This window comes from Clostridium simiarum, assembly GCF_018919175.1.
Classification (GTDB): Bacteria; Bacillota; Clostridia; order Clostridiales; family Clostridiaceae; genus Clostridium_L; species Clostridium_L simiarum.
Genome location: NZ_JAHLQL010000012.1, coordinates 1 through 22,868, shown reverse-complemented (window position 1 = coordinate 22,868; position 22,868 = coordinate 1). Strand labels below are relative to the sequence as shown.

Below are 22,868 nucleotides of genomic sequence, written 5' to 3'. Positions count from 1 at the left end.
CACGATGGTTAAGCACTAAAGCGCTGATGGTACTGCAAGGGAGGCCTTGTGGGAGAGTAAGTCGTCGCCAGATTTTTTTATGGCTCCTTGGTCAAGCGGTTAAGACACCACCCTTTCACGGTGGTATCAGGGGTTCGATTCCCCTAGGAGTCACCATTAAATTCTGTGTTACTCGATATGTTCTTTGAATATATCGAGATAACCATATATGCGCATTGCGTATAATTAAAAATCCACAGCAGCATAAAAATAAGCTACCTAATTAAAGGTAGCTTTTTGTTTTGTCTAAAATTTGTGAATAACCAAGCTATACAATCCACAAAAATGTGAAAAATGTGCATAAGTGCTGTGGAAAATGTGGACAACTAAGTGAATTTTGAAATTGTATGGAGAAAAAGAAAGAATTATAATTTGTAATTTTAAGCATAAAATAATATAATCTATCTAGATAAAATAAAGTATGAAGATTTCAGTTAAGAAGTAAACATATATATGTAGTAGAAAAAATTATTTAGACACTATATATTGATGTTAGTTTTTAAATTGTTTGCATTAAAATTGTTAATACTTTTTTCATGACTTTGTACTATTATATAAGTGGACAAAAGTTAATAGTTTTCTGTAGTTTTATAAAAATAAGTTAGAATAAAAAAAGTTATATGGGGACAATATTAACATGTATGTGGATAAAATCTGTGGACAATGTGCATAACTTGTACAAAAACAGTGGATAACTATTAAATTTGTTATTAATTAACTAAGGAGTGCAATATGATTATAGATAAAAATATAAAATTAGCTAAGTTTATAAGAAGACCTAACAGGTTTCAGGCTTATGTGGAGTTGGATGGAGAAGAGCTTATGGTTCATGTTCCTAACACGGGTAGGTGTAGGGAAATACTTATTCCTGGTGTAACCGTTGTTCTTAGAGAGGAGTCTAATCCTTCAAGAAAAACTCCTTATGATCTTATAGCAGGATATAAAGACAATAAATTAATAAATATAGATTCTCAAATCCCTAATAAAGTAGTAGAAGAGGCTTTGAGAAATGGTAGCATTGAAGAGCTTATTAACTATAAAGACATAAAAAGAGAGAAGACCTTTGGAAATAGTAGATTCGATTTTAAGCTTATGGATGAGTTTGAGTATTTTTTAGAGGTGAAAGGTGTAACTTTAGAGAAGGAGGGAATAACTAAGTTTCCTGATGCACCTACAGAAAGAGGTACAAAGCATTTATTGGAATTAGTCCAGGTAAAAAAGACTGGTAGGGGAGCAGGGGTATTGTTTTTAATTCAAATGGAGAACGCTAAGATTTTTAAACCCCATGATGAAATGGATAAAAATTTTGGAGAAGCTTTAAGATTTGCTTATTCTAAAGGAGTAGATGTTATGGCATATGATTGTATAGTAAGAGAGGATTTAATAAGCCTTAATAACAAGGTAGAAGTAATACTTTAAAATATGGTAAAATAGTATTAATAGTAAATATGACATAAAATTAGATATAAAGTATTACATTTATTTCTTTGTTGGTTTTAAGGGGGAAAACTTATCATGAAATATAAATTTTGTCCTATATGTGGGACTAAGCTAGAAGAAAAGTATAGTTGGGATGAAGGAGGAGTACCGTACTGTCCTAAAGATGATATGATGTATTTTGATACTCCTAAGCCCTGTATAATAGCAGCCGTTATAAAAGATAATCAAATACTTTTGCTAAAACAAAGCTATATATTTAAAAACTCAAAAGTATTGGTATCTGGATATGTTACTAATGGAGAAACTGTAGAAGACACTGTAAGAAGGGAAGTTAAAGAAGAAACAGGATTAAATGTAGGAGCCATTAAATATTTAGGTAGTGACTATCTGCCTTCAAGAGAAATATTAATGCTTACATTTATGGCTAAGTACGAATCAGGAGAAATAGAAAAATCTTCTGAAGTAGAATGGTTAGACTGGAGCAATATTGAAGATGCTCTTTGTGAAATGCCTGAGGACGAAATAGGTAAAAGAGTTGTTAAAAAGGTTTTGCATGAAATAGGATATAAAGGCCATAAGGCTTATAGATGTGAAATTAGATAAAAAGAGTTCTTGGCTTCAGAAGGAGTTTTGACTCCCTCTGAACCTTAAAAATCCTTGTCATGGGATGTGCATAATCTTAAGTATCCACCAAAGATCTTATGATCCTTTATTAGTGGATTAAGAGGGGATAGTTATGGTATAAAGATATGATTGCATAATTTTATACACTTATAATTTTATGACAAATTTTTAGTTCATTCTTTTAAGGTATATGTCTAAAATATTTTCATCTGAATACTTTATTTCAACCTCGTCAGTCATGATGCCTATCAATGTAAGCTCTGGGTGCGTATCAGTGTCCCCGGCAAGTATCCAGTAATGCTCCTCTAGCTCATGGGATCTTGTAGCATTTAAAAGCTTTTTCATAAGTGCTAGGGATTTATTATCCAATTTTACATCAAAAGCTTTAATAAAAAATTCAGTTGCTTCCTTTTGAGTGTTTACTTCTATTCTAATTTTATCAGCGCCATTTTTGTAACAATAGTTCATTAGCTCATTTACAATCCTAGTATTTCTATACTTTAAATGCTTCATTCATTAGACTCCTTTCTAAAAGCGTTTATTGTAGGTACAAGCATTAAGGCTACAAAACCACCAGCAAGTCCGTTATTATATAGATTTAAACCACCGTGAAGATAGCCGGTATTCATTGCGGTACAAACATGTAAGAAACCTGCTAGTACGCCAAATAAAGTTCCATATTGTCCTGCAATAGGGGCTAAAGTTGTGGAAAATAGAGTTGCTAGAATCATTTGAGGAGAATTCAAGTCCCATATGTTTAACAGGCTAGAAAGCACTGCACCTAGGACTATAGGCACTGTGTTTAATGGATGCTTTCCAAAGGCACCAAATCCTACAATAGTAAATATACCAGCTATAACAGGGCCATTAAGATCTCCCCTTATAATTACAACGTACAATGTAAATAATATACCTAGTATGCCCATATTTATAAAAGTAGCATCTTCGAACAATAAATAAAAGTCTGTAACTAATCTTCCTGATAGTTTTGATATTTCTTTTAAGTTTTTAAAGCTTTTTCCGTTTAAAATAAATCCTACTATTATCATATATAAGAATATCATTAATAGAAAGATAAGAATAGGCTTGTTTATACCTTCATACCAAATAAATCGACTTTCAAAGTTTATGCCAAAGGCTCTAAATATTGACATTAATATAGTAGCTAATATACCTGCTGCAAAACCTACGTTGTACAAATTATAGCCTTGATGTACTTTTATACAGTGAGAAGCTAAGGGTGGTAGGATAAATCCTATAAAAGTCGTTATAGAAATACCTAAAATCATACCTAAAATTGGAGGGAAATAACCAGCAAAGGTTAATTGACCTACTGTGGGAGCTAGTGTAGTTCCTAAAAGAGCTATAAGGGTATAGTTAAGAAAAGGCTCTTTTTCGTATTTGGAATACAGCCAAACGCCAAATATTATAGGCCATACATTAGCAATATTTTTACCGAAAAATCCAAATCCAGACATTAGCCAAAGAGCCATTATGGTAGATCCATTTGGCTTAATTCCTACTTTAATTAAAAGAAATATGCACATGAGTGTTAAAAGACCTGAATTTACAAAAGAAGCTCCGATTCCACCTAAAGCAAGGTAATCTGTTATTAAGATATCGGAGTTTAGTATTATGGTTATAATACCATTAAAAATATTTTTAGGAGTGTCTATTAAAAAACCAAAGATTACAAAGGAACTAAACATTATTATGGATATAATGTAGGGTCTATATATTTTTTTCTTCATAAAGCCTCCTTTTGATGTAGTATATAATAACTAATTATATTATAAATTATAGTACTTATACTAGGCAATATTTATTTTATTCTTAAATATTTATAATGTTTTATATAAATATTTTTACCATATTGTGAAGAAAAAATTATCATAATTAAGATGTTATTTAGTATTTTATATAATTATTTAAGGCTGAATGGAACAACATAATAGTTAAATGAGATATTATAAAACGTAAATGATTAAAAACTAGTGCAAAAACTCTAAAATTAATATAATATTAATATTTGGAGAAGATAAGCACTTTAAATAAAGCTATGTAGAATATATAATTAAGATTAAAGAGTTTAGGATTAAAGGGTGTTAAAATTTTAGAAACAAATGTGGATTAATTGTATATAATATGTGATATTTTAGTATTGGAGGAATTAACTATGGAAAAACAACTTCCAGAAATCAAAGGAACCTTAAGAAATCATATGATAGAGCTACCTACATCCATAAGAAAGGCTACGGGTATCAAGATATTTGGTAAAAGATTAAAGTCTTTTTTGTTTAGCACTGATGTAGCAGTTATAAGAAATACAAATGCAGATGCGGTAATTGCAGTTTATCCTTTTACACCTCAACCTGTAATAACTCAAGCCCTACTATTAGCTGCAGATGTGCCAGTATTTTGTGGAGTTGGTGGAGGAATTACTACAGGAAAAAGAGTAGTTAATCTAGCTTTAGACGCAGAATTTAAAGGTGCTATGGGAATAGTTGTAAACAATCCTACTCCTAATGAAGTTATAACTAAAGTTAGGAATACAATAGATATTCCCATAATTGTGACTGTAGTTTCTGAATACGAGGATATACGAGGTAGAATCGAATCTGGTGCTACTATAATTAATGTATCTGGAGCAAAGGACACTGCAAAAATAGTAAGGAACATAAGAGAAAAGTATCCTGATTTCCCTATAATGGCTACAGGTGGACCAACAGATGAAACTATACTTGAAACTATTGAGGCAGGAGCAAATGCTATAACCTTTACCCCACCTTCTACAGCAGACATATTAAATGGTATTATGAATAGTTATAGGAAGAAATATGAGGATGAAAGTTTTTAGAAGGCCTATTTAAAAGGAGATTTAAAATGACAGAAAATAATTGTAAGGTTTGTCCTGAATTTTTAGATAAGAATTGTGAAGGCGATGCAGAAGATTGCCTTTGTAGAAGATGTCCAAGAAGTTTTGGTAAGTGCATTATAACAAAATACTGTAGTGAAACAGAATCAATTCTTATATTTGACTAAAAGGAATATATATAATTTTGTAGAATAATATGATGTAAGCAACTTATGCCTTTGCTATTTGATGAGTTTAGAGGGGAGTTGCTTATATATTTTTAAATAAAAGGGGGTAATGAGATGAACGAAGCACATAAGGAAAAGCTAAATGAACTTAGATCCTATATAAAAGAGCTTGAATATTTAAATCAAGCTATGGGGCTAATTTTTTGGGACATGAGGGTTGGTATACCGAAGAAAGCTATAGAGCCAAGATCTGAAGTTATAGGATATTTATCTTCAGAATCTTATAAGCTTGAAACTTCTGATAAAGTAAAAGAATTTATAGATTATTTTGAAGGTGTAGAAGGCTTAGACGATGTTTCAAAATCTATGGTAGAAAACATGAAGAAGAATTATGAGAAGACTAAAAAGATACCAGCAGATAGACATAGAGAGTACACAATTTTAGCTTCTAAATCTGAAGTAGCTTGGGAAGACGCTAAAGATAAATCGGATTTTGAAATGTTTAAACCTTATCTTGAAAAGGTAGTAGATTTTAAAGAAGAATTTATAAATTATTGGGGATATGAAAAAAATAAATATGATACTTTATTAGATTTCTATGAGCCAAGTATAACTGTAGAGAAGCTGGATAATATTTTTGGAGAGCTTAGGGACGCTATAGTTGAGTTATTAGGAAAGATAAAAGAAAGTAAGATAAAACCAAGGGATGATTTCTTTAAGAAGGATTTTTCAAAGGAATCTCAAGAAGAGTTTGGTAAGTTTGTTGTAGAAAAATTGGGTTATGATTTTGATGCAGGAAGAATAGATGAAAGTGTTCACCCTTTTACAATAAACTTTGGAAACAAAGATGTTAGAATAACAACTAAATATCTAACAAATGAATTTAGAAGTGCATTGTTCAGTACAATACATGAGGGAGGTCATGCTATTTATGAGCAGGATATACCAGATGAATTAGAAGGTACTGGACTTGGCAATGGTGTATCCATGGGAATACATGAATCTCAATCAAGATTCTATGAGAATATTATAGGAAGAAGTAAAGAGTTTTGGAGATATTTTTATCCTGAAGCTCAAAGAAGGTTCCCTCAATTTGAAGGCGTTTCTTTTGAAGATTTTTATAGAGGCATAAATACTGTGGAGCCATCCCTTATAAGAACTGAAGCAGACGAGCTTACTTACAGCTTACACGTAATAATAAGGTATGAAATAGAAAAGGCTCTTATAAATGGAAAGATTCAAGTAGGGGATCTACCAGGGGTTTGGAATGAAAAATATAAGGAATATTTAGGAGTAGAACCAAGTTCTGATGCAGAAGGAGTACTTCAAGATATGCATTGGTCAGATGGAAGCTTTGGATATTTTCCAAGCTATGCTCTAGGAAATATTTATGGAGCACAATTCCTTAATAAAATGAAAAACGATATGCCAAATATGTATGAAGAAATTGAAAAGGGTAATTTTAAAGAAATTCATAATTGGTTAAAGGAAAATATTCATAAACATGGAGCTGTATACAAACCAGCAGAACTTATAAAAATGGTAACAGGAGAAGAACTTACAGCTAAATATTTTATAGAGTATTTAAATAAAAAATACACTGAAATATATGAGTTGTAATCAGATAAAATATTAAGAGGGTGGGAGGTTAAATATATAACTTCTCACCCTCTATTTTAGTATAACTAAAATTTTTTAATAAGCAATAATTCCAATGACTGCTACTACAACTATGAGTAAAATGGGATCTACTTTTTTTAAGGAAGCTATAAACACTCCTAGAAATATAAGTATGCTTTTAAAATCTATAAAGATGCTCTTATTTACAAGTAGTAGAGCAGCAGCTGCGATAAGACCAACTACAGTAGGTCTTATACCTTTAAAGGCATATTCTACATACTTATTATCCTTAAATTTCACAAAGAAAATTGATATTATTATCATTATTATAAAAGAAGGTAGAGAAACCCCTAGAGTAGCAAGCATTGAACCCCATACAGAGTTAGTTGCTGTATAACCTATATAAGTAGCACTATTTATTGCAATAGGGCCAGGAGTTACTTGAGATATGGCTATTATGTCTGTAAATTCACTTAGGCTAAGCCAAGCATTATTCACAACTACTTCCTGTTTTATTAAAGGAAGCATAGCATAACCTCCACCAAAACTAAAAAGTCCTATCTTAAAAAACGTTATAAATAAATTTAGATATAAGCTCATTTATTTTGCCTCCTTTATCTTCCCATAAACTATGCCACCTACAGCAGCTAGAATTATGAACAATATTGGAGTGATACCCAAAAATGCAATAAGCATTGATACGGCAATAGGTAGAATTATATTTTTTTTATTTATTCCAGCGTTTTTACCCATCCTATAAAGTGGTGCCGCAATTAATGCAACTATAGCTGGTCTTATAGCTTTAAAACTTTTTTCCACATATATATTATCTTTTATATCCTTAAAAAATAAAGCAATAACAAGTATTATTAAAAAAGATGGTAATATTGCTCCAAGTGTAGTACATAAAGCACCCCAAAAGCCAGCACTTTTATAGCCTACAAATACAGCAGTATTTACAGCTATGGGGCCTGGTGAAGATTGAGCTAAGGCTAAAGAGTCTATAAATTCTTGTTTGTCTAACCATTCCTTATTATCCACAACTTCTTTTTCAATTAAAGGTACCATGGCATATCCACCACCTAATGTAAAGGCACCAATTTTAAAAAAACATAAAAAAAGCTCTATATAGCGCTTCATATAAGAGACCTCCTTAGTTTATTTTTAAAAGTCACTATTTAATTTTACACTAAATAATAATATATATAAAGCAAAGTATAACCAATTATTTAGTAATAAAAACTTTGCAGAATTTATGTGTATTATATATTAAAAGGAGATAATTTATTATTATTTGTATTTAAATAAAGATTAATAAAATAAAGTTTATATAAGATATTAGTAGTTTATAAGATTCTATTTAGAATAATAACTTATTATTTAGGAAAAAATATAGCAAATAATTGTAAAGAGAGGATTTTGCTATATGAAAGATAAGAAAAGGGTTAAAAGAAAAAGTTATCAGGAGGAGTATTCAAACGAGATTATAACTAAGCTTAATAATCAAGATGAAGAAATGGAGAGGATATACAAAGACATAGCTAATATTTCTAGAAAAAAACCTAATAACAACGAATTTGTTAAGTGATTTTTATAGCATCCAAGTTTATTTAATATTAAATAATAGTGGTCTGTTTAAAATTCAACATATAAATACTAAGAATATGGTGTTTTATGATATGGGGACAGACTACTATTATTTTTGTATAAGCCATATCCTTTGTAGAGTTTAATGTATTTGTATTAATGGAGTAGCTACCATTCTGATATTTATATTTATAGAGCCATTTATGTCAATGTTTACAGAGGGTGTTCTAAGAGAAGATTGTAGTGAAGAACACTTTGATAGATGAATAACTTTTATAGTGGGCGGTCTAATGTTAGGAACAATATTAGCCCAAATTCTATTAGTTCCGGGAGCAAAAACCATAGGATTTATAGCTAGATTACTTTAAAATATAAAAAAGCCATAAAATCCGAAACTTTTTAGTTAATCAACATATTATGATTAATATATCCATATATTAATTTCTATGTATTATTTTGATAAAGACTGTTATAAAAAAATACAGCCATGAAATTAACACATATTTTAATTATTCTCACCATTCTAAAAATATTCAGCATGCATAATTAAAAGACATAAAACATTGGCAAAATAATATAGGTAGTAAATGTACTAAAAAGTATATTCACTACCTATATTATTTATTTCACAGTAAAAATCTTATCCCATGGCGGGAAGATTTGATACTACCGTAACACTTTGCGAAAGTCACTATCATCAAAAATTTGAGGTTTTGTATATATGATTTTCGCAAAGTGAGAGATAAAATCTTCTATGCTTTATTAATTGTAATATTATTATAGTAGAGCTTAAATCCGATTTCCTCTATTAAAGAAAATAGAGAAGTGGTTATAAAATATATTCCTAATGCTATAGGAGCCTTTATTGAGATTATTAAGCTAAACACTACGGTAACCAGTAAATTAGAAACATTTATATTGTTTTGCTTTTTAAGCTTTAAGAATTTAATGTAAGGCAATAGATTAGGCATAAGTGATACTAAAATATATATAAAAGGTAGTATAAAATACTTATCTGGCAACTTTATACTTGTAATCCAAGGAATTAAATAGGTTCCTGCATCTACAGGCATCCTTATTATTACATAATACAAAGATGAAATTATGGGAAGCTGTAAAAGGCTACTTAAACAACCTATCATGGTTTTAAAGTTTTCTTGTTGCAATTTAAGTATCTCTTCATCTAATTTCTTTTTATTATTTTTATATTTAATTTTTAATGCTTCTGTTTTTTCTTGTAATGATTGTTGTTTATTTAAATTAATTTTTTGTTTTATAGATAGAGGAAGTAAAATAACTCTTATAAACAATGTTAGTAAAACTATTGCAATTCCCCAATCACCAGTGATGTTAAATACAAAATTTAATAAGGAATTTAATCCGTTAAAGATAATGCTCATATATTTCTCTCCTTAATTTACCTTATATAAGGTTATTTTAAATATATAAAAACATTATCTATATTAAAAATGTATAAAGAACCGCCAGATCTCGTATTTTCCATAAGATGTATATTGATTTACCGTAAAGGACTTAGAATAACCTAAGGCCATTTTATAAATATGGTTTATAAACAAGGAATAGATTTTATTTTGCTTAATCTTGTGGGAATAAACAAATGCATATATGAAACTCATTAAACATATGAGTGTTATGAATACGTGCATAAGAACACTAGTATCTACTTTCATGATCATTACCTCTATATACTTATTGACAATATTATACTAGAATAATAAGTTTTTGCATATACATATAAATTTTAAACATGGTTAAACTACAGTATAGTGACATTATATTTACATAGAGGTGTATTTTATGATTAAAGATGAGCTTAAAAGTGCTATTGGAGAAAACTGTCCTGGGTATGAACCTAGATATGGATTGTCTATGATGAGCATGGGAGGAGCGCTTTCTCCTAGCTGTGATAATTGCTCTAATTTTATTAGAGGAAAATGTTTTAAAGATTTATATGACCCTATAAGAGATATGATTAAAAATAATTGATTAGGAAAGGAGAATTTAAATGGCTAATATTATGCAAATGATGCACGTGGCAAACTCTTGTCCAGGATATTCCTCAACCATGCCTAATGTACAATCAAATATAGGGGGAGAAAACAGTAAAAGTTGTGCTAACTGTTCTCACTGGGAAAATAGCAGATGCCAGATAGATTTATTTGATGATGTGTTAACTTCCTTAGATCAAACTTAAAAGTTTAGCAACAATTAAATATAGGAGGAGGCTTGTATATAACTTTAAATTTATTTATACAAGTCTTTTTTTGATGGGTATGTTTACGTACTTTACCATTATAAAATCTAATCTTTTATGTATTTTTATGCATTAAATACTTGATTTTTTTATAATTATGCATTATTATTTATTGGGACTTTATTGGAAAGGCTATAAAATAGGATGAATTATAAGGAGAAAATTAATGGAAAATACAAAAGGATTTAATTTAGATAAGAGTAATTTCTTTAAGTTTTTTATACCATCAGTAATTGGAATAATATTGTTTATGACGCCTATATCCTTAGGGGGAGAGGTTACTATACCTGTAGCGTTTTTTTCTAAGATGATAATGAATAAATTATCAAATATATTACCAGCTATAACTGTTGTTTTAATAGCTATAAGCTTTCTAGGAACTTTTGTTACAAAGGTATTTAAACCTAAAGTTATAAAAGAAAATACGTATTTAAATACCTTATTTGATGTGAGCCCTCTTTGGGTTATAGCAAGGGCTTTAGGTGTGGTTTTAGTTGTTTCATCATTTTTTAAGATAGGACCTGAATTTTTGTGGTCAGAAAATACAGGGGGACTTTTACTTTATAGTTTACTTCCAGTTTTATTTTCTGTATTTTTATTTGCTGGATTATTATTACCACTTATATTAGACTTTGGATTATTAGAGTTTTTTGGAACATTACTTACTAAAGTTATGAGACCTATTTTCTCTCTTCCAGGAAGGTCTTCTATAGACTGTATAACATCATGGCTTGGAGATGGAACCATAGGAGTACTTCTTACTAGTAAACAATATGAAGACGGATATTATTCTCAAAGGGAAGCAGCTATAATAGGTACAAGCTTCTCTGCTGTATCTATAACTTTCAGCCTTGTGGTTATAGCTCAAGTTAATTTAGGTCATTTATTTGTTCCATTTTATTTAACAGTTACTCTTGCAGGCGTAGTGGCAGCTATAATAACTCCCCGTATACCACCTTTATCCAAAAAACCTGATAGCTATTATGGTGGAGTAAACAATAATGGTAGTGAAGAGTTACCAAAGGGTTATACTGCTTTTAAATGGGGATTAGAACAAGCTGTAGATAGAGCTAGTAAAAATAATAGTGTAAAGAAATTTTTCTTAGATGGTAGCAAAAATGTTTTAGATATGTGGATAGGAGTAACTCCAATGGTTATGGCTCTTGGTTCCATAGCTCTTATGGTAGCAGAGTATACTCCAGTATTTCAATGGCTTGGCATGCCTTTTATACCACTTTTAAATTTGCTTAGAATTCCAGAAGCAGCAGCTGCATCTCAAACCCTTATAGTAGGATTTGCAGATATGTTTTTGCCTTCTGTAATAGCTGCCACAATACAAAGTGACATGACTCGTTTTATAGTAGCTGCAGTTTCAGTAACACAACTTATATATATGTCTGAGGTAGGTGGGCTTTTACTTGGATCAAAGATACCAGTATCTTTTAAGGAGCTTTTTATAATATTTATAGAAAGAACACTTATCACATTACCTATAGTTACATTAATAGCACATATAATGTTTTAAATATCAATAAGAATGCTATAATGGGCTGCTGTGAGGCGGATATTTACAAATTTCGATGAATAAAAAACCATGCGTATAAGGGAATTGTTCTCCTTGTTTATGCATGGTTTTCACTTTATACAGGCTTTTATGCATTTTGCACCAGCTCCTTTAATTTTTGCCTCTGTTATATTAAATTGTTGATTCACAACATGAATATAAAGTAGTGCAATTTTCCTATCTCATATTGTTAATCACTAAGTTACTCACTTTTGATTTATAGATAGAAGAAGCAAAATAACTTTTATAAACTATTTAAGGAGTATACTAATTCTGATTAATCAGGGTTTTTAAAATTGAAATTCCTAATATAAAAGACAATAAGCCTAGTATAACAAATTTGTTCTATGTAATATTTTAATGTGGATTTGTTTGATAATTAGAAAATATTTTTAATATTTTTAATTGTCAATATTGAGAATTATATTTATAAGTGATAAAATGGATATGTAACAAATTACAAAACGTTAAACTTGTTTTCATAAAATAATATGAAAAGTGATCACGATTGGTATTTAGGGGGGATTAATAGAGAATATTTTATCATTTAAATTATTGGATAAAATAATTTAAATTGACCTTGTAGTATTTATAGTTTTAGTAATTAAAAAGTGGGGCATTATTATAAAATCATATTTATAGATTAATATATTTTCATAGCCGTCTTTATTTATTTGCATATTTGGGGAAATATATAAATAAATTTATATTGGGGGTTATGTACTAAACTGTATTTACTATATTTTATGTTAATAGGCAATAGTAATATCTTTTGAAGAAAAATTGGGGTAAGCTATTAACTAAATTAGGGTAAAAACTTATTGAGCGGTTATTTATTGGGGGGATCTTTATGCTGGAGACTTATGTAATATGGTATTCCGGCAGTTTGTGGGATAGAGAATTGTGCTTTGAAGTGAACGGAAATATGCACCTTTTGATATAAACCCACAATAGAACAATGTAATAAGGTTAACAGGATTTTAATTGATTTTCTTTTAAAATATATATTTTGATCGGCGTTTTAATAATATATATTTATAAAAGAAAGTTAAGGAATGAAAGTGCACAATCTACCTACGGTGGAACTAATTTTAAGGAAAAGGTGGAAGTGCACAGTGTTTAGTATATCCTGTTAACCTTATTTTATTTTATTAAAGATAGGAGCATTCTTTTGAGTATGTTTGTTGAATTTTCTACGGCTACAAGTTTGAATTTTTCATAATCCATTTCTGCACCATTATTTGCATTGTCAGAAATAGATCTTATAACTACAAAAGGTATGGAGTTTAGGTAAGATACATGAGCTATGCTTCCACCTTCCATTTCGCAAGCTAAGGCATTAAACTCTTCATTTAACCATCTTATTTTTTCTACATTTGCAATAAACTGATCACCACTAACAATCCTACCTACAAAGCTTTTGTGAACTGTATTTTCCTTTGCAGCAGTATAAGCTAAATTTACTAACTCTTTATCGCATTTAAAATCAAAGGTGTCTAATCTAGGTATTTGACCTATTTTGTCTCCAAAAGCTGTGGTATCCATATCGTGTTGAACTAATGAATCAGCGATTACTATATCTCCAGGGTAGATATCTTTGCCTATTCCACCTGCAATCCCTACATTTATTACCTTGTCTACTTTATATTCTGTAATTAGTATTTGGGCACATACAGCAGCATTTACCTTTCCAATACCACATACTACAGCTACTACTTTATGACCCCAAAGAGTTCCATAGTTAAATTCCATTTTTGCTTTACATTCTTTACTCTCAAGATTCATTTCTTTTAATAGTATTTCTAATTCTTCGCTCATAGCGCCTATTATTCCTATTGTCATATCAAAATCCTCCATAAATTTATAATTCTATTGATTTTCATTAATAATAATTATAAGGGAAAGTAAAAGATTTGTGAACTGGATATAAATATGCTATGGTAAGTTTTCTTTAATTATAATATAATATTTAATTGAAAATAATCGAATTAAAGTGTAATTTGTAGAGCATATAAGATATTAAAAATTAAATAGTAAGAAAAAGTATGATTTAGTGGGAGTTTAATACTTATAATACTCTCTCTCACTAAAGATAATAAAAGGAGAGAAAATATTAATGATACAACACTCATTATCAAGGACAGAGCTTTTAATTGGTGCAGAGGCTTTAAATGAGCTTAGAAATAAAAAAGTTGTAGTGTTAGGTATTGGAGGAGTAGGGAGTTTTTCCGTAGAGGCTTTGGCTAGAAGTGGGATTGGAAAGCTTGTACTTGTTGACGATGACACTGTTTGTCTAACAAATTTAAATAGACAAATACATGCTACCTTTAAGACTATAAGTAAACCTAAGGTAGAGGTGATGAAGGAGAGGATTCTTCAAATTAATACTAAATGTGAAGTTATAGCTCTTCAAACTTATATAGATGCTAGCAATATAAGTGAAATAATAACTGAGGATGTAGACTATGTAATAGATGCTATAGATAGTGTATCCTCTAAAATAGCCTTAGCTGTTTGGTGTGAGGAGAATGGGGTTAAGTTAATAAGTTGTATGGGAACAGGCAATAAATTAGACCCTACCCAATTTAAGATAGTTGATATATATGATACGAAGGTTTGTCCTTTGGCTAAAGTTATGAGATATGAGCTTAGAAAAAGAGGAGTTAAGAAGCTTAAGGTTTTATACTCAGAAGAAATGCCTTTAAAACCAAAAATGGACGAGGTTGTAACTTGCAAAGAGGGGTGTGTTTGTACAGGGGATTCATCTAGAAAGTGTTCAGCTAAAAGACAGATTCCAGGGAGTATATCCTTTGTACCACCAGTAGCAGGAATGATAATTGCCGGAGAAGTTATAAAAGATATGATTAAAGATAAACTTCCTAGCGGGAAATAAGGGAAATACACCCCCGGGGGTGTATTTCCCTTATTATTTCCCGTTATTGAAATTTTATGTTTACTGTATAGTTATTTTTGGTTTCCTCTGAAAATAGGGATTGTACAAATTTAGATATGGAGATTTCAGAGTTTTTTAAAGCATCTTCATAAATTTGCCCGCTAGAGAGTCTTTCTTGCATACTTTTTTTGGCCTCACCCATCATAACCTCATATTCTTCAGGGGTAAGCTTAAGTTCTCCAAATCTGAATATACCCTTTTCTGGAGTTTCATATATGGTTTTTTGCTCATCTATATCTATGGTTTTTATAAAGGGCTTAGGAACAGTTAAAGTTAACTTATTTCCGTTTATTGTAATAGAATCTTTAGTTATATTAGATAAATCTACTACATATATGCCTTTTCCAAAAAAGTATATGTTTTGGAGCTTCTTAAATGCAAACATATTTCCCCAACTATCGTCTATTGTGGTCTTTTGATTCATTTCTACCTCTGTAGTTATCATTTCTTGCTTTTGGGCTATGTTTTGTATTAAAGCCTCCTCAGTAAAAATTTTATGGGAGGTATCTTTTAAATTTGGAACTACCCATTGTTTATTTTCCTTTTTAGGAGATATCCATAGCTTGTACGCCCCATAGAAACCTAGAGATGTGAATAATACAGCTATTAAGGTTACCGCTACTATTTTATTTTTAAAATTCCATTTTTTCATATATACCTCTTTCTTTACATAATAGATTTATAGATTCATAAATTAATATAATCATATTATGTGTTAAATATCAATATATTAGGTCTGTTTTTCAGCAAGCTTAGTATTATTTAATTGAAATTAACAAGGGTTTAATATATATTTAGTTTATATTCATTAATTAAGCGAGGTGGAGGAATGGAGAAAAAGAAAAATAACATAATAGCCTTAGGATTTATGATAGCTCTTATGATACTGGCTGCTATAGCTGAAAATACTAGAGGTGTTTTTATACCAGGTTTTAAAGAAAACTTTGCCATAAATGACACTGAAATAGGGTTTATGCTAACAGCAACTTTTATAGGATATATAACATGCACTTATTTAGGAGGAGCTCTTTGTGAAAAGATAGGGCAGAAAAAGGTATTTATAATAGGAATAATATTTATGATATGCTCTTTGGGTATATTATCCATTAGTAGGACTTATAATATATTTATAATAGGTATGACTCTAGTAAGCTGTGGTTTAGCCCTTACTAGTATTGCTATAAATACCATAGTACCAGTACTATTTGTTACTATGCAGACTTTAATAATGAATTTAGTACACTTTTCCTATGGGTTAGGATCCGCATTAGGACAAAGGGTTTCTGGAATATTAATATTTAAAGGTGTGGATTGGAGAGATATATATTTAGCAGTAGCTATTGCATATATAGTGATGCTAATTATTGTATTAATGATTAAAATTCCTGTTACTCATAAAGCTGAGGAAAAGGGAAGCATATCTATAACTAAAGCCTTATCAAATAAGTTAGTTATATTATACATACTAGCTTTAGGATTTTATGTTTTTGCAGAAGTAGGAACAGGAAATTGGTTTGTAAATTATATGGAAAGTAATTTCGCCTTTGATAAGAGTAAAAGCTCTCTATATGTATCAATGTTCTATGGTATTTTTACCATAGGTAGATTATTAGGGGGATTTGTTGTAGAGAAGTTTGGATATGTTAATGTAGTTATTAAGTCGCTTATAATAGGTTTTGCTATATATATTTTAGGTATTTTATTAGGGGAAAAAGGTGTTAGTATAATTGCAGTATCAGGATTGTTCTTCTCTATAACCTTCCCTACAATAGTTAGTACCATAAGTAAGGTTTTTAAAAGTGGTAGTGCTTTCATCACAGGAGTTGTGGTAACTTTCTCTACAGGTATAAATATGATGCTTAATATGTTAATGGGTATAGCTAATGATAACTTAGGTACAAAGCTAGCCATTTACCTAATTCCGTTAAGTCTTTTAGTATCAATCTCATTTTTACTTTTACTTCACAGAGAAACCAAAAAGGATTTAGCAATAAATAGATAATCTTAGCCTTTTTAAAAGGGGATGAACATATGAACAGTAAAAAAATAGTATGTATAGAAAAAATAAAATCTGAAGGAGAGTATTTGATAAAGGATAACATAGGAATAAGTATAGGTAGGTTATTTATTCTAGATAATAATATATCAAGTAAAAGCCTTTTGGTAAGATTAAAGTTTTATAAACAAGAAAGATCAGACTTAATTTTAGCTTCTTTAAAAGAGATATTAACTGAATTTTTTAATGGAAATGAAGTATATAGATTAAATATCATGGTAGAGGAAGATTTTAATTTAACTCCCTTTATAGTTCTAGGTTTTAATCTAGAAGGAATACTAGAAAATAAGACAATATTAAACACTAAAGTAAAAGATGAATTTATATTTGGAATAAGCGCCTATGATTATAGAAATCAAGATAGTAGAAACATATTTATATTAAAAGGAAATAAGGTTACATTAAAATTATTAACCCCTGAAAATTATAAAGAAGTTTTACAATATAATCTTAGAAATAAGGAACATTTAAAAAAGTTTGAGCCTTTAAGAGATGAGAATTTTTATACAGAAGAGGTTCAAAGAAATATATTAATGGAAAGCTATAAACAATATCTAAATGGAGCTACACTGGTCCTTGGAATTTATAAGGAAAATGAATTCGTAGGCAAGATACAACTTTCTAATATAGTTCAAGGAATATTTAAGAATGCTTTTTTAGGATACTCAATAGATAAGGATTTTGAAGGAAAGGGCTTTATGAAAGAAGCTGTAAAGATGGTTATAGACTATGCTTTCACAGATATGGAGCTTCATAGAATAGAAGCTTCCACCCTAGTAGATAACAAAAGATCACAAGGAGTTCTTAAAGCTTGCGGATTTGAAGAACTTGGATTAAATAAAGATTACTTATATATAAATGGAAGCTGGAGAGATCACATAACCTTTTTTAAAATAAATAAAGGAATTTATTAAATATTAAATTTGAAGTTTTAAATAATGATATTTTAGAAAAATATTTTAAAAACCCTGTTTTAAAAGGTAACACTTTTAGAATAGGGTTTTTTAAAGTTAAATAAAGAGGATTTTGAAGCTTTTAAATAAGTATTAAAATTATAAATTATGTATGATAATATAATTCCTTGGTTTACAACAATGTGTAGTAGAATAATTGGTTTATTTTTCAGTGTTGTAGGCATAGTCAAAGTTCAAAGTAAATATAAAAAGGGTTATATTGAAATAAAATTGAACCTATGGACTGGACATCTTGAAAAAGAGTCTAAGTTATGGGTTCTTTTTCTTATATTAAAATATAAGGATGATAATATAAGAAAAATACTACATATAAAAAATTAATTTAGACTCTAGGAATATTGAGGAAATTATATTGTCCAATGGATTATAATATAATATAAAAATAAAATTAAAGTTTATATTAAGTTAACAAATCCATTATGGTTAAAAGGAGGGATTTTTATGGATAAGAAGAAAAAAGAAAAACTATGGAGAAACATTGTTTTTATTATAGTTTTTATAGGTTCTATAGTAACTCTCTTTGATATTTTTAACAATGGGAAGAATATAAGTAACTCTGAGGAATTTATAAAAGAATTAGAGCTTAAGGGATATAAGGTAGAAAGCAATGTTTATAAGGAAGAGGAATATGAGGTTATTAATGGGAAGAAATATGGGTCTTATAAAACCGGACATAGAAAAGTTACTATAAGTGGAAAGACTTTAACTATTTATGAATTTGAAAGTGAGGATATAGCAAAAAAGAAGGCAAAAAGTATTCCCAGTGATGGAAGTGTGGTTATAAGTCAGTATATAGGGATGCTTGGAAATCCACATGTCTATAGAAAGGGAAAAATTATTGTTTTATATGAAGGAAGAAATCCTAAGATGCTTTGGGATTTAAGACTTATCCTAGGTATGCAAATTGCAGGAATGAAATGGTATGACATTATTCCTATATAGGTTACCATAAATGTTATGGTTAATTTGATTGGACTTTCTGTGATGTCTTTAATCTATTCTATATAGGATAGACTAAATATTATGGTTAAGTTAATATGCAAAACAACTTTTTATACAAATATGGTTACAAAAAACTTATTGTAACCATATTTTAACTAACTTATAGAGCATTATCTGTTATTATTTATTATGAAGAATTATATTAGGGGGTTGTATTTTGATAGAAGTAAAAGGTTTAAGCAAAAAATATAATAAAGAACTAGCTGTTGAAAATTTAGATTTATTTGTAGACAAGGGAGAGATTGCGGTACTAGTAGGACCTAATGGTGCAGGAAAAAGTACAACAATAAAAGCTATAGCTGGACTTTTAAATTATGAAGGAGAAATTTTATTAGACAGCTGTGATAATAAGGGGGTAGAGGCAAAATCCCTTTTAGGCTATATTCCAGAGATGCCGTCACCATTTCCGCTTTTAACTATAGAAGAACATCTTCATTATATAGCAAAAGCTTATGGTATTAAGGATTATAAGGATTATATGGAAGAGCTACTAAAGTTATTTAATCTTGATGATAAGAGAGATAAACTAGGTGGAGAACTTTCAAAGGGAATGCAACAAAAGTTATCCATATGTTGTGCCATACTACATAAACCTAAGATAATACTATTTGATGAACCTATGATAGGATTAGATCCTATGGCAATAAAAGAAGTTAAAAGAATGATGAAAGAACTTAGAGATCAGGGAGCATCCTTATTAGTTTCTACTCACTTATTAGATTCTATGGAAGATTTATGGGATAGAATACTTATTATGAAAAAAGGTAAGGTTATTTTCTCTAAAAGTAGAAATGAACTATCCGAAGGGGAGAAACTTGAAGAAATATTCTTTGAGGTAATGGAGGAATAACATGAGAGCTCTTTTATATATAATAAGATGTAATATAAAAAACTTTATAAAAAAGGCTTTGCGTAACCCTGTATCTGTAGTGTTGTATATATTGTTTTTCGCATTTATAATGTTAAGTATGTTTTTTGGGAAAAAAGATTCAAGGGCAGCTTTAGATAGTAAGTATTTATTTATTGGTGTTAACCTACTTGTTTTAATAACCCTAATAGCTAACATAAATAGTGGACTTTCAAAAAAGATAGGACTAAGCTTTGGGATGAGCGATGTAAATTTTATATTTACAGGACCTTTCAAACCACAGCAGGTTTTACTTTATGGTTTAGTTAGAACATCAGGCTCAACTCTTTTATCTTTAGCATTTTTACTATTTCAAATACCTAACTTAATAAACTTCACTCATATTTCTGTAGGACAAGCCTTATTAGTCATACTCTTTTATGTGTTTGTTATTTTTGTATGTAAAGTACTAGGACTTTTATTCTTTTATATTTCTTTTAAATATGAAAACATATATCTTAATAAAAATAAAATAATTCTGGGGTTAATTGCAATAATATTATCACCTCTACTTTATTTATTTATAAAAGATAGCTCACAGTATTTAAATAATTTGCTTTTATATTTTGGAGGAGATCTCTGGAGATATGTGCCTATAGTTGGATGGTTTGATAGTGTGATTATGGTAATTTTTGAAGGAGTTAATATTTACTTTTTTGTTAGTTTAATAGGTATAATGGCTCTAAGTTCTGCTGTAGTTTATTATATATACACTCATGAAATATACTTTTATGAGAATGCCATAGAAGGTGCACAGAAGCTAGAAATTGCAACTTTAGCTAAGAATAAATCAACAAAAAAAGAAGCTGCAAAAGCTATAAATGCTAATAGAAAGTATACTTTTATTAAAAAGAAGGTAAAGGTAGACTTCAAAAGGGAATTATCCTGGGCTATTTTTGATAGGCATATGGTTGAATATAAAAAAAGAGGATTTTTTCATGTGTTTAACCTGCTCTCATTGATTATAGTAGGGTTAGCAATTTTAATAGGAATTATTATGGGTAAAAACAGTAAATTGCCTATAACTTTAATATATACTTGTGGATTAGGGATACTATTACTATTTGCATCTTTAGGGGGAAAGTGGATTCAAGAAACAGATAACCACTATATTTACTTAATACCAGATCATAGTAGTAAAAAGCTTTTTGCATCTATGTTATCTTCTCTATATAAATTAGGACTGGATTTAGCTATAGCTTATGTGGCTTTAGCGTTGGTATTAAAGGTACCTATATTAGAAGTAATAATAGCTTTTATCACTGCTGAAAGTTTTGTACTATTAAATAATTCAGGTAATGCTTTTAATTTTGTTATATTTAGAAAGCTAGATGATATATTAAGAGGGATGTTACATTTCTTCTCATTAATGATATATTTAGTTCCATCAATCCTTATAACTATTTTAATATCTAAGGCTAATTTAGGTTTGGGTGTTTATTCACTATATTTAGGAATACTTATAACTAATATATTAGTTTCCTTCTTAATGCTTCAAGTGGGTAAAAGAGTATTTGAAGTAATGGAAAATTAAAATTATATTAATTAAGAATTTGCTACACATATTAGAAAGAATAAAGGAGAGGCATTAGGATGATGTTTTCAAGAATGGCGGTTTTTGTTATAGGGGTACCTTTGTTAGGATTAATCACTTCTTTTAGATATGTAAAATCTAGAAAAAGTATTAAGAATTTTTTTAGCAAAAGAGAGCTGTTAGGAAACATGATGTATGTATATTTGTTATGTGTAGTTGCATTAACTATATTTCCATTAAAAATAAATCTTACAAGACCAAGCAATCTTGAACCTGGAATTAATGTTATACCCGTATTTAATACTTTGAAAGATATGAGCTTAATTAGTGATTCAACAATGAAAAGTTATATGTTGCGTTTTTGGATAAAAAATATAGTGGGGAATTTAATATTATTAATGCCCCTTGGAGTTATTGCTCCGATACTTTGGAAGAGGTTTAGAAATGTAAAGTCAATTTTATTGCTTTGCTTTTGTACCACATTAACTATGGAGTGTTTACAGTATATATCATCTTTTTTAGGTAATAGATGAAGTTTTGATGTAGATGATTTAATTTTGAACACGCTAGGTGGATTAATAGGATATTTTATAATTAAGGGGGTAAACCCCTATGGACTACTATCTTATAAGTAGTAAGCATAGTAGTTACATATATTAAGAAGATTAATGGAGTATCACAAAGTTTAGGAGTTAGTGATACTCCATTATTTATTTCAATAATGAATATTTTGTAGGTTAAAAGGGGATATATTAAAGTAAAGAGAGAAAGAAATATGTTTGCATACTAATAGCTAAGGTTTTCTAAAGCTATATGCTATTGTAATTAAAAAGAAGATTTTCTTACAAATAAAACCAACAAGGTCTTAAGTAGCAGACAAATAAGAGGTTAAAATTTAATATTGTGAATAATTTTACAGCGGAATTAGCAATAATAATCTTTAATAATATATAAAACAAGAAAAACTACACCAGGTGTATCTATATAAAAATATTAGAGTAAAAAGAAGTTATAATGAGAATAATAAATATAATCAATGAAATAAGGGTTATTAAGAGAGATATTATTTTCAATCAATGTTACTATGTATAAGTCGCTTGAAGCGATAAGAAAACAAACATCTTAGTGAGGAAAACAAGTTGAAATAAAAAATAAAAAACTTGTTGACAAGCAAAAAGATACATGATAAGATAAGTAAGTCGCTTCGGTAAAGAAGCAAATTGATCTTTGAAAATTGAACAGAAAAGATGA

At 29.3% G+C, this 22,868-nt stretch carries 23 protein-coding genes, 1 tRNA gene, 1 rRNA gene and 1 pseudogene; 19 read left to right on the top strand and 7 right to left on the bottom strand.

Annotation, left to right across the window (positions count from 1 at the left end; all coding sequences use genetic code 11):
- The 4 genes from rrf to KQI89_RS17130 form a co-directional block, all read left to right on the top strand.
- Positions 1-73 (top strand): 5S ribosomal RNA (rrf, locus tag KQI89_RS18225); the annotation flags it as partial.
- A gap of 8 nt (positions 74-81) precedes the next feature.
- A tRNA-Glu gene (locus KQI89_RS17140) sits at positions 82-156 on the top strand.
- A 615-nt stretch (positions 157-771) separates the two neighbouring features.
- Positions 772-1,458 carry a DNA/RNA nuclease SfsA gene (sfsA, locus tag KQI89_RS17135; RefSeq protein WP_216458118.1) on the top strand — a complete coding sequence of 229 codons (687 nt, stop codon included), beginning with the start codon at positions 772-774 and terminating at the stop codon, positions 1,456-1,458.
- A 96-nt stretch (positions 1,459-1,554) separates the two neighbouring features.
- Positions 1,555-2,082, top strand: coding sequence for an NAD(+) diphosphatase (locus KQI89_RS17130; RefSeq protein WP_216458117.1), 528 nt, complete (start codon positions 1,555-1,557; stop codon positions 2,080-2,082).
- Positions 2,083-2,271: 189 nt separating this feature from the next.
- Here the strand turns inward: KQI89_RS17130 and KQI89_RS17125 are convergent, their stop codons facing one another.
- Both KQI89_RS17125 and KQI89_RS17120 read right to left on the bottom strand, forming a co-directional pair.
- Complete coding sequence (locus KQI89_RS17125) at positions 2,272-2,616, bottom strand: hypothetical protein (protein WP_216458116.1); 345 nt, start codon at positions 2,614-2,616, stop codon at positions 2,272-2,274.
- Positions 2,613-3,854: a DUF1576 domain-containing protein gene (locus KQI89_RS17120; RefSeq protein ID WP_216458115.1), complete on the bottom strand. Its 1,242-nt coding sequence runs from the start codon at positions 3,852-3,854 to the stop codon at positions 2,613-2,615. Before KQI89_RS17120 ends, KQI89_RS17125 begins: the two co-directional genes overlap by 4 nt.
- A 425-nt stretch (positions 3,855-4,279) precedes the next feature.
- Between KQI89_RS17120 and KQI89_RS17115 the strand changes: the two genes are divergently transcribed.
- The 3 genes from KQI89_RS17115 to KQI89_RS17105 all read left to right on the top strand — a co-directional run bounded on the left by KQI89_RS17115 (position 4,280) and on the right by KQI89_RS17105 (position 6,765).
- Positions 4,280-4,960 (top strand): beta/alpha barrel domain-containing protein, encoded by a 681-nt coding sequence (locus KQI89_RS17115; RefSeq protein ID WP_032123214.1) that lies wholly within the window; start codon positions 4,280-4,282, stop codon positions 4,958-4,960.
- A 26-nt stretch (positions 4,961-4,986) separates the two neighbouring features.
- The gene (locus KQI89_RS17110) at positions 4,987-5,145 is read left to right on the top strand and encodes a hypothetical protein (protein WP_032123213.1); all 159 of its coding nucleotides are present in this window, start codon (positions 4,987-4,989) and stop codon (positions 5,143-5,145) included.
- A gap of 114 nt (positions 5,146-5,259) precedes the next feature.
- Positions 5,260-6,765, top strand: a complete 1,506-nt coding sequence (locus tag KQI89_RS17105) for a carboxypeptidase M32 (RefSeq protein WP_216458114.1) — start codon at positions 5,260-5,262, stop codon at positions 6,763-6,765.
- 75 nt (positions 6,766-6,840) lie between these two features.
- Here KQI89_RS17105 and KQI89_RS17100 read toward each other — a convergent pair whose 3' ends face one another.
- Positions 6,841-7,365, bottom strand: coding sequence for a chromate transporter (locus KQI89_RS17100; protein WP_216458113.1), 525 nt, complete (start codon positions 7,363-7,365; stop codon positions 6,841-6,843).
- Positions 7,366-7,905 (bottom strand): chromate transporter, encoded by a 540-nt coding sequence (locus tag KQI89_RS17095; protein ID WP_032123210.1) that lies wholly within the window; start codon positions 7,903-7,905, stop codon positions 7,366-7,368.
- A 286-nt stretch (positions 7,906-8,191) separates the two neighbouring features.
- On the opposite strand from KQI89_RS17095, the gene KQI89_RS17090 reads away from it, so the two are divergent.
- Positions 8,192-8,353, top strand: a complete 162-nt coding sequence (locus KQI89_RS17090) for a hypothetical protein (protein WP_187117432.1) — start codon at positions 8,192-8,194, stop codon at positions 8,351-8,353.
- 148 nt (positions 8,354-8,501) lie between these two features.
- Positions 8,502-8,618 carry a lipid II flippase family protein gene (locus tag KQI89_RS18100; RefSeq protein ID WP_343216394.1) on the top strand — a complete coding sequence of 39 codons (117 nt, stop codon included), beginning with the start codon at positions 8,502-8,504 and terminating at the stop codon, positions 8,616-8,618.
- A gap of 486 nt (positions 8,619-9,104) precedes the next feature.
- On the opposite strand, the gene yidC is transcribed toward KQI89_RS18100, so the two are convergent.
- Positions 9,105-9,752: a membrane protein insertase YidC gene (gene yidC, locus KQI89_RS17080; protein ID WP_216458112.1), complete on the bottom strand. Its 648-nt coding sequence runs from the start codon at positions 9,750-9,752 to the stop codon at positions 9,105-9,107.
- Between the two features lie 418 nt (positions 9,753-10,170).
- Between yidC and KQI89_RS17075 the strand changes: the two genes are divergently transcribed.
- From KQI89_RS17075 to KQI89_RS17065, 3 genes are all read left to right on the top strand, one after another.
- On the top strand, positions 10,171-10,359 hold the full coding sequence (locus tag KQI89_RS17075; RefSeq protein WP_032123208.1) for a hypothetical protein: 189 nt from the start codon (positions 10,171-10,173) through the stop codon (positions 10,357-10,359).
- A gap of 19 nt (positions 10,360-10,378) precedes the next feature.
- Positions 10,379-10,567: a hypothetical protein gene (locus KQI89_RS17070; protein WP_216458111.1), complete on the top strand. Its 189-nt coding sequence runs from the start codon at positions 10,379-10,381 to the stop codon at positions 10,565-10,567.
- A gap of 226 nt (positions 10,568-10,793) precedes the next feature.
- Positions 10,794-12,152 (top strand): YjiH family protein, encoded by a 1,359-nt coding sequence (locus KQI89_RS17065; protein ID WP_246583172.1) that lies wholly within the window; start codon positions 10,794-10,796, stop codon positions 12,150-12,152.
- A gap of 1,182 nt (positions 12,153-13,334) precedes the next feature.
- On the opposite strand, the gene KQI89_RS17060 is transcribed toward KQI89_RS17065, so the two are convergent.
- Positions 13,335-14,033 carry a 5'-methylthioadenosine/adenosylhomocysteine nucleosidase gene (locus KQI89_RS17060; protein ID WP_216458110.1) on the bottom strand — a complete coding sequence of 233 codons (699 nt, stop codon included), beginning with the start codon at positions 14,031-14,033 and terminating at the stop codon, positions 13,335-13,337.
- Between the two features lie 274 nt (positions 14,034-14,307).
- On the opposite strand from KQI89_RS17060, the gene KQI89_RS17055 reads away from it, so the two are divergent.
- Positions 14,308-15,084: a tRNA threonylcarbamoyladenosine dehydratase gene (locus KQI89_RS17055; RefSeq protein ID WP_216458109.1), complete on the top strand. Its 777-nt coding sequence runs from the start codon at positions 14,308-14,310 to the stop codon at positions 15,082-15,084.
- 43 nt (positions 15,085-15,127) lie between these two features.
- On the opposite strand, the gene KQI89_RS17050 is transcribed toward KQI89_RS17055, so the two are convergent.
- Positions 15,128-15,796 carry a DUF4230 domain-containing protein gene (locus KQI89_RS17050; RefSeq protein WP_216458108.1) on the bottom strand — a complete coding sequence of 223 codons (669 nt, stop codon included), beginning with the start codon at positions 15,794-15,796 and terminating at the stop codon, positions 15,128-15,130.
- Between the two features lie 177 nt (positions 15,797-15,973).
- Between KQI89_RS17050 and KQI89_RS17045 the strand changes: the two genes are divergently transcribed.
- The 6 genes and pseudogenes from KQI89_RS17045 to KQI89_RS17020 all read left to right on the top strand — a co-directional run bounded on the left by KQI89_RS17045 (position 15,974) and on the right by KQI89_RS17020 (position 22,252).
- A complete protein-coding gene (locus tag KQI89_RS17045) occupies positions 15,974-17,146 on the top strand; it encodes an MFS transporter (protein ID WP_216458107.1) in 1,173 nt (390 codons plus the stop codon).
- Between the two features lie 29 nt (positions 17,147-17,175).
- Positions 17,176-18,114: a GNAT family N-acetyltransferase gene (locus tag KQI89_RS17040; protein WP_216458106.1), complete on the top strand. Its 939-nt coding sequence runs from the start codon at positions 17,176-17,178 to the stop codon at positions 18,112-18,114.
- A gap of 501 nt (positions 18,115-18,615) precedes the next feature.
- Positions 18,616-19,116 (top strand): hypothetical protein, encoded by a 501-nt coding sequence (locus KQI89_RS17035; RefSeq protein WP_032123201.1) that lies wholly within the window; start codon positions 18,616-18,618, stop codon positions 19,114-19,116.
- A gap of 217 nt (positions 19,117-19,333) precedes the next feature.
- On the top strand, positions 19,334-20,026 hold the full coding sequence (locus tag KQI89_RS17030) for an ABC transporter ATP-binding protein (RefSeq protein ID WP_032123200.1): 693 nt from the start codon (positions 19,334-19,336) through the stop codon (positions 20,024-20,026).
- Position 20,027: 1 nt separating this feature from the next.
- On the top strand, positions 20,028-21,617 hold the full coding sequence (locus tag KQI89_RS17025; RefSeq protein ID WP_216458105.1) for a putative ABC exporter domain-containing protein: 1,590 nt from the start codon (positions 20,028-20,030) through the stop codon (positions 21,615-21,617).
- Between the two features lie 59 nt (positions 21,618-21,676).
- Positions 21,677-22,252: pseudogene (locus KQI89_RS17020) on the top strand (VanZ family protein).
- Positions 22,253-22,868 lie beyond the last annotated feature (616 nt).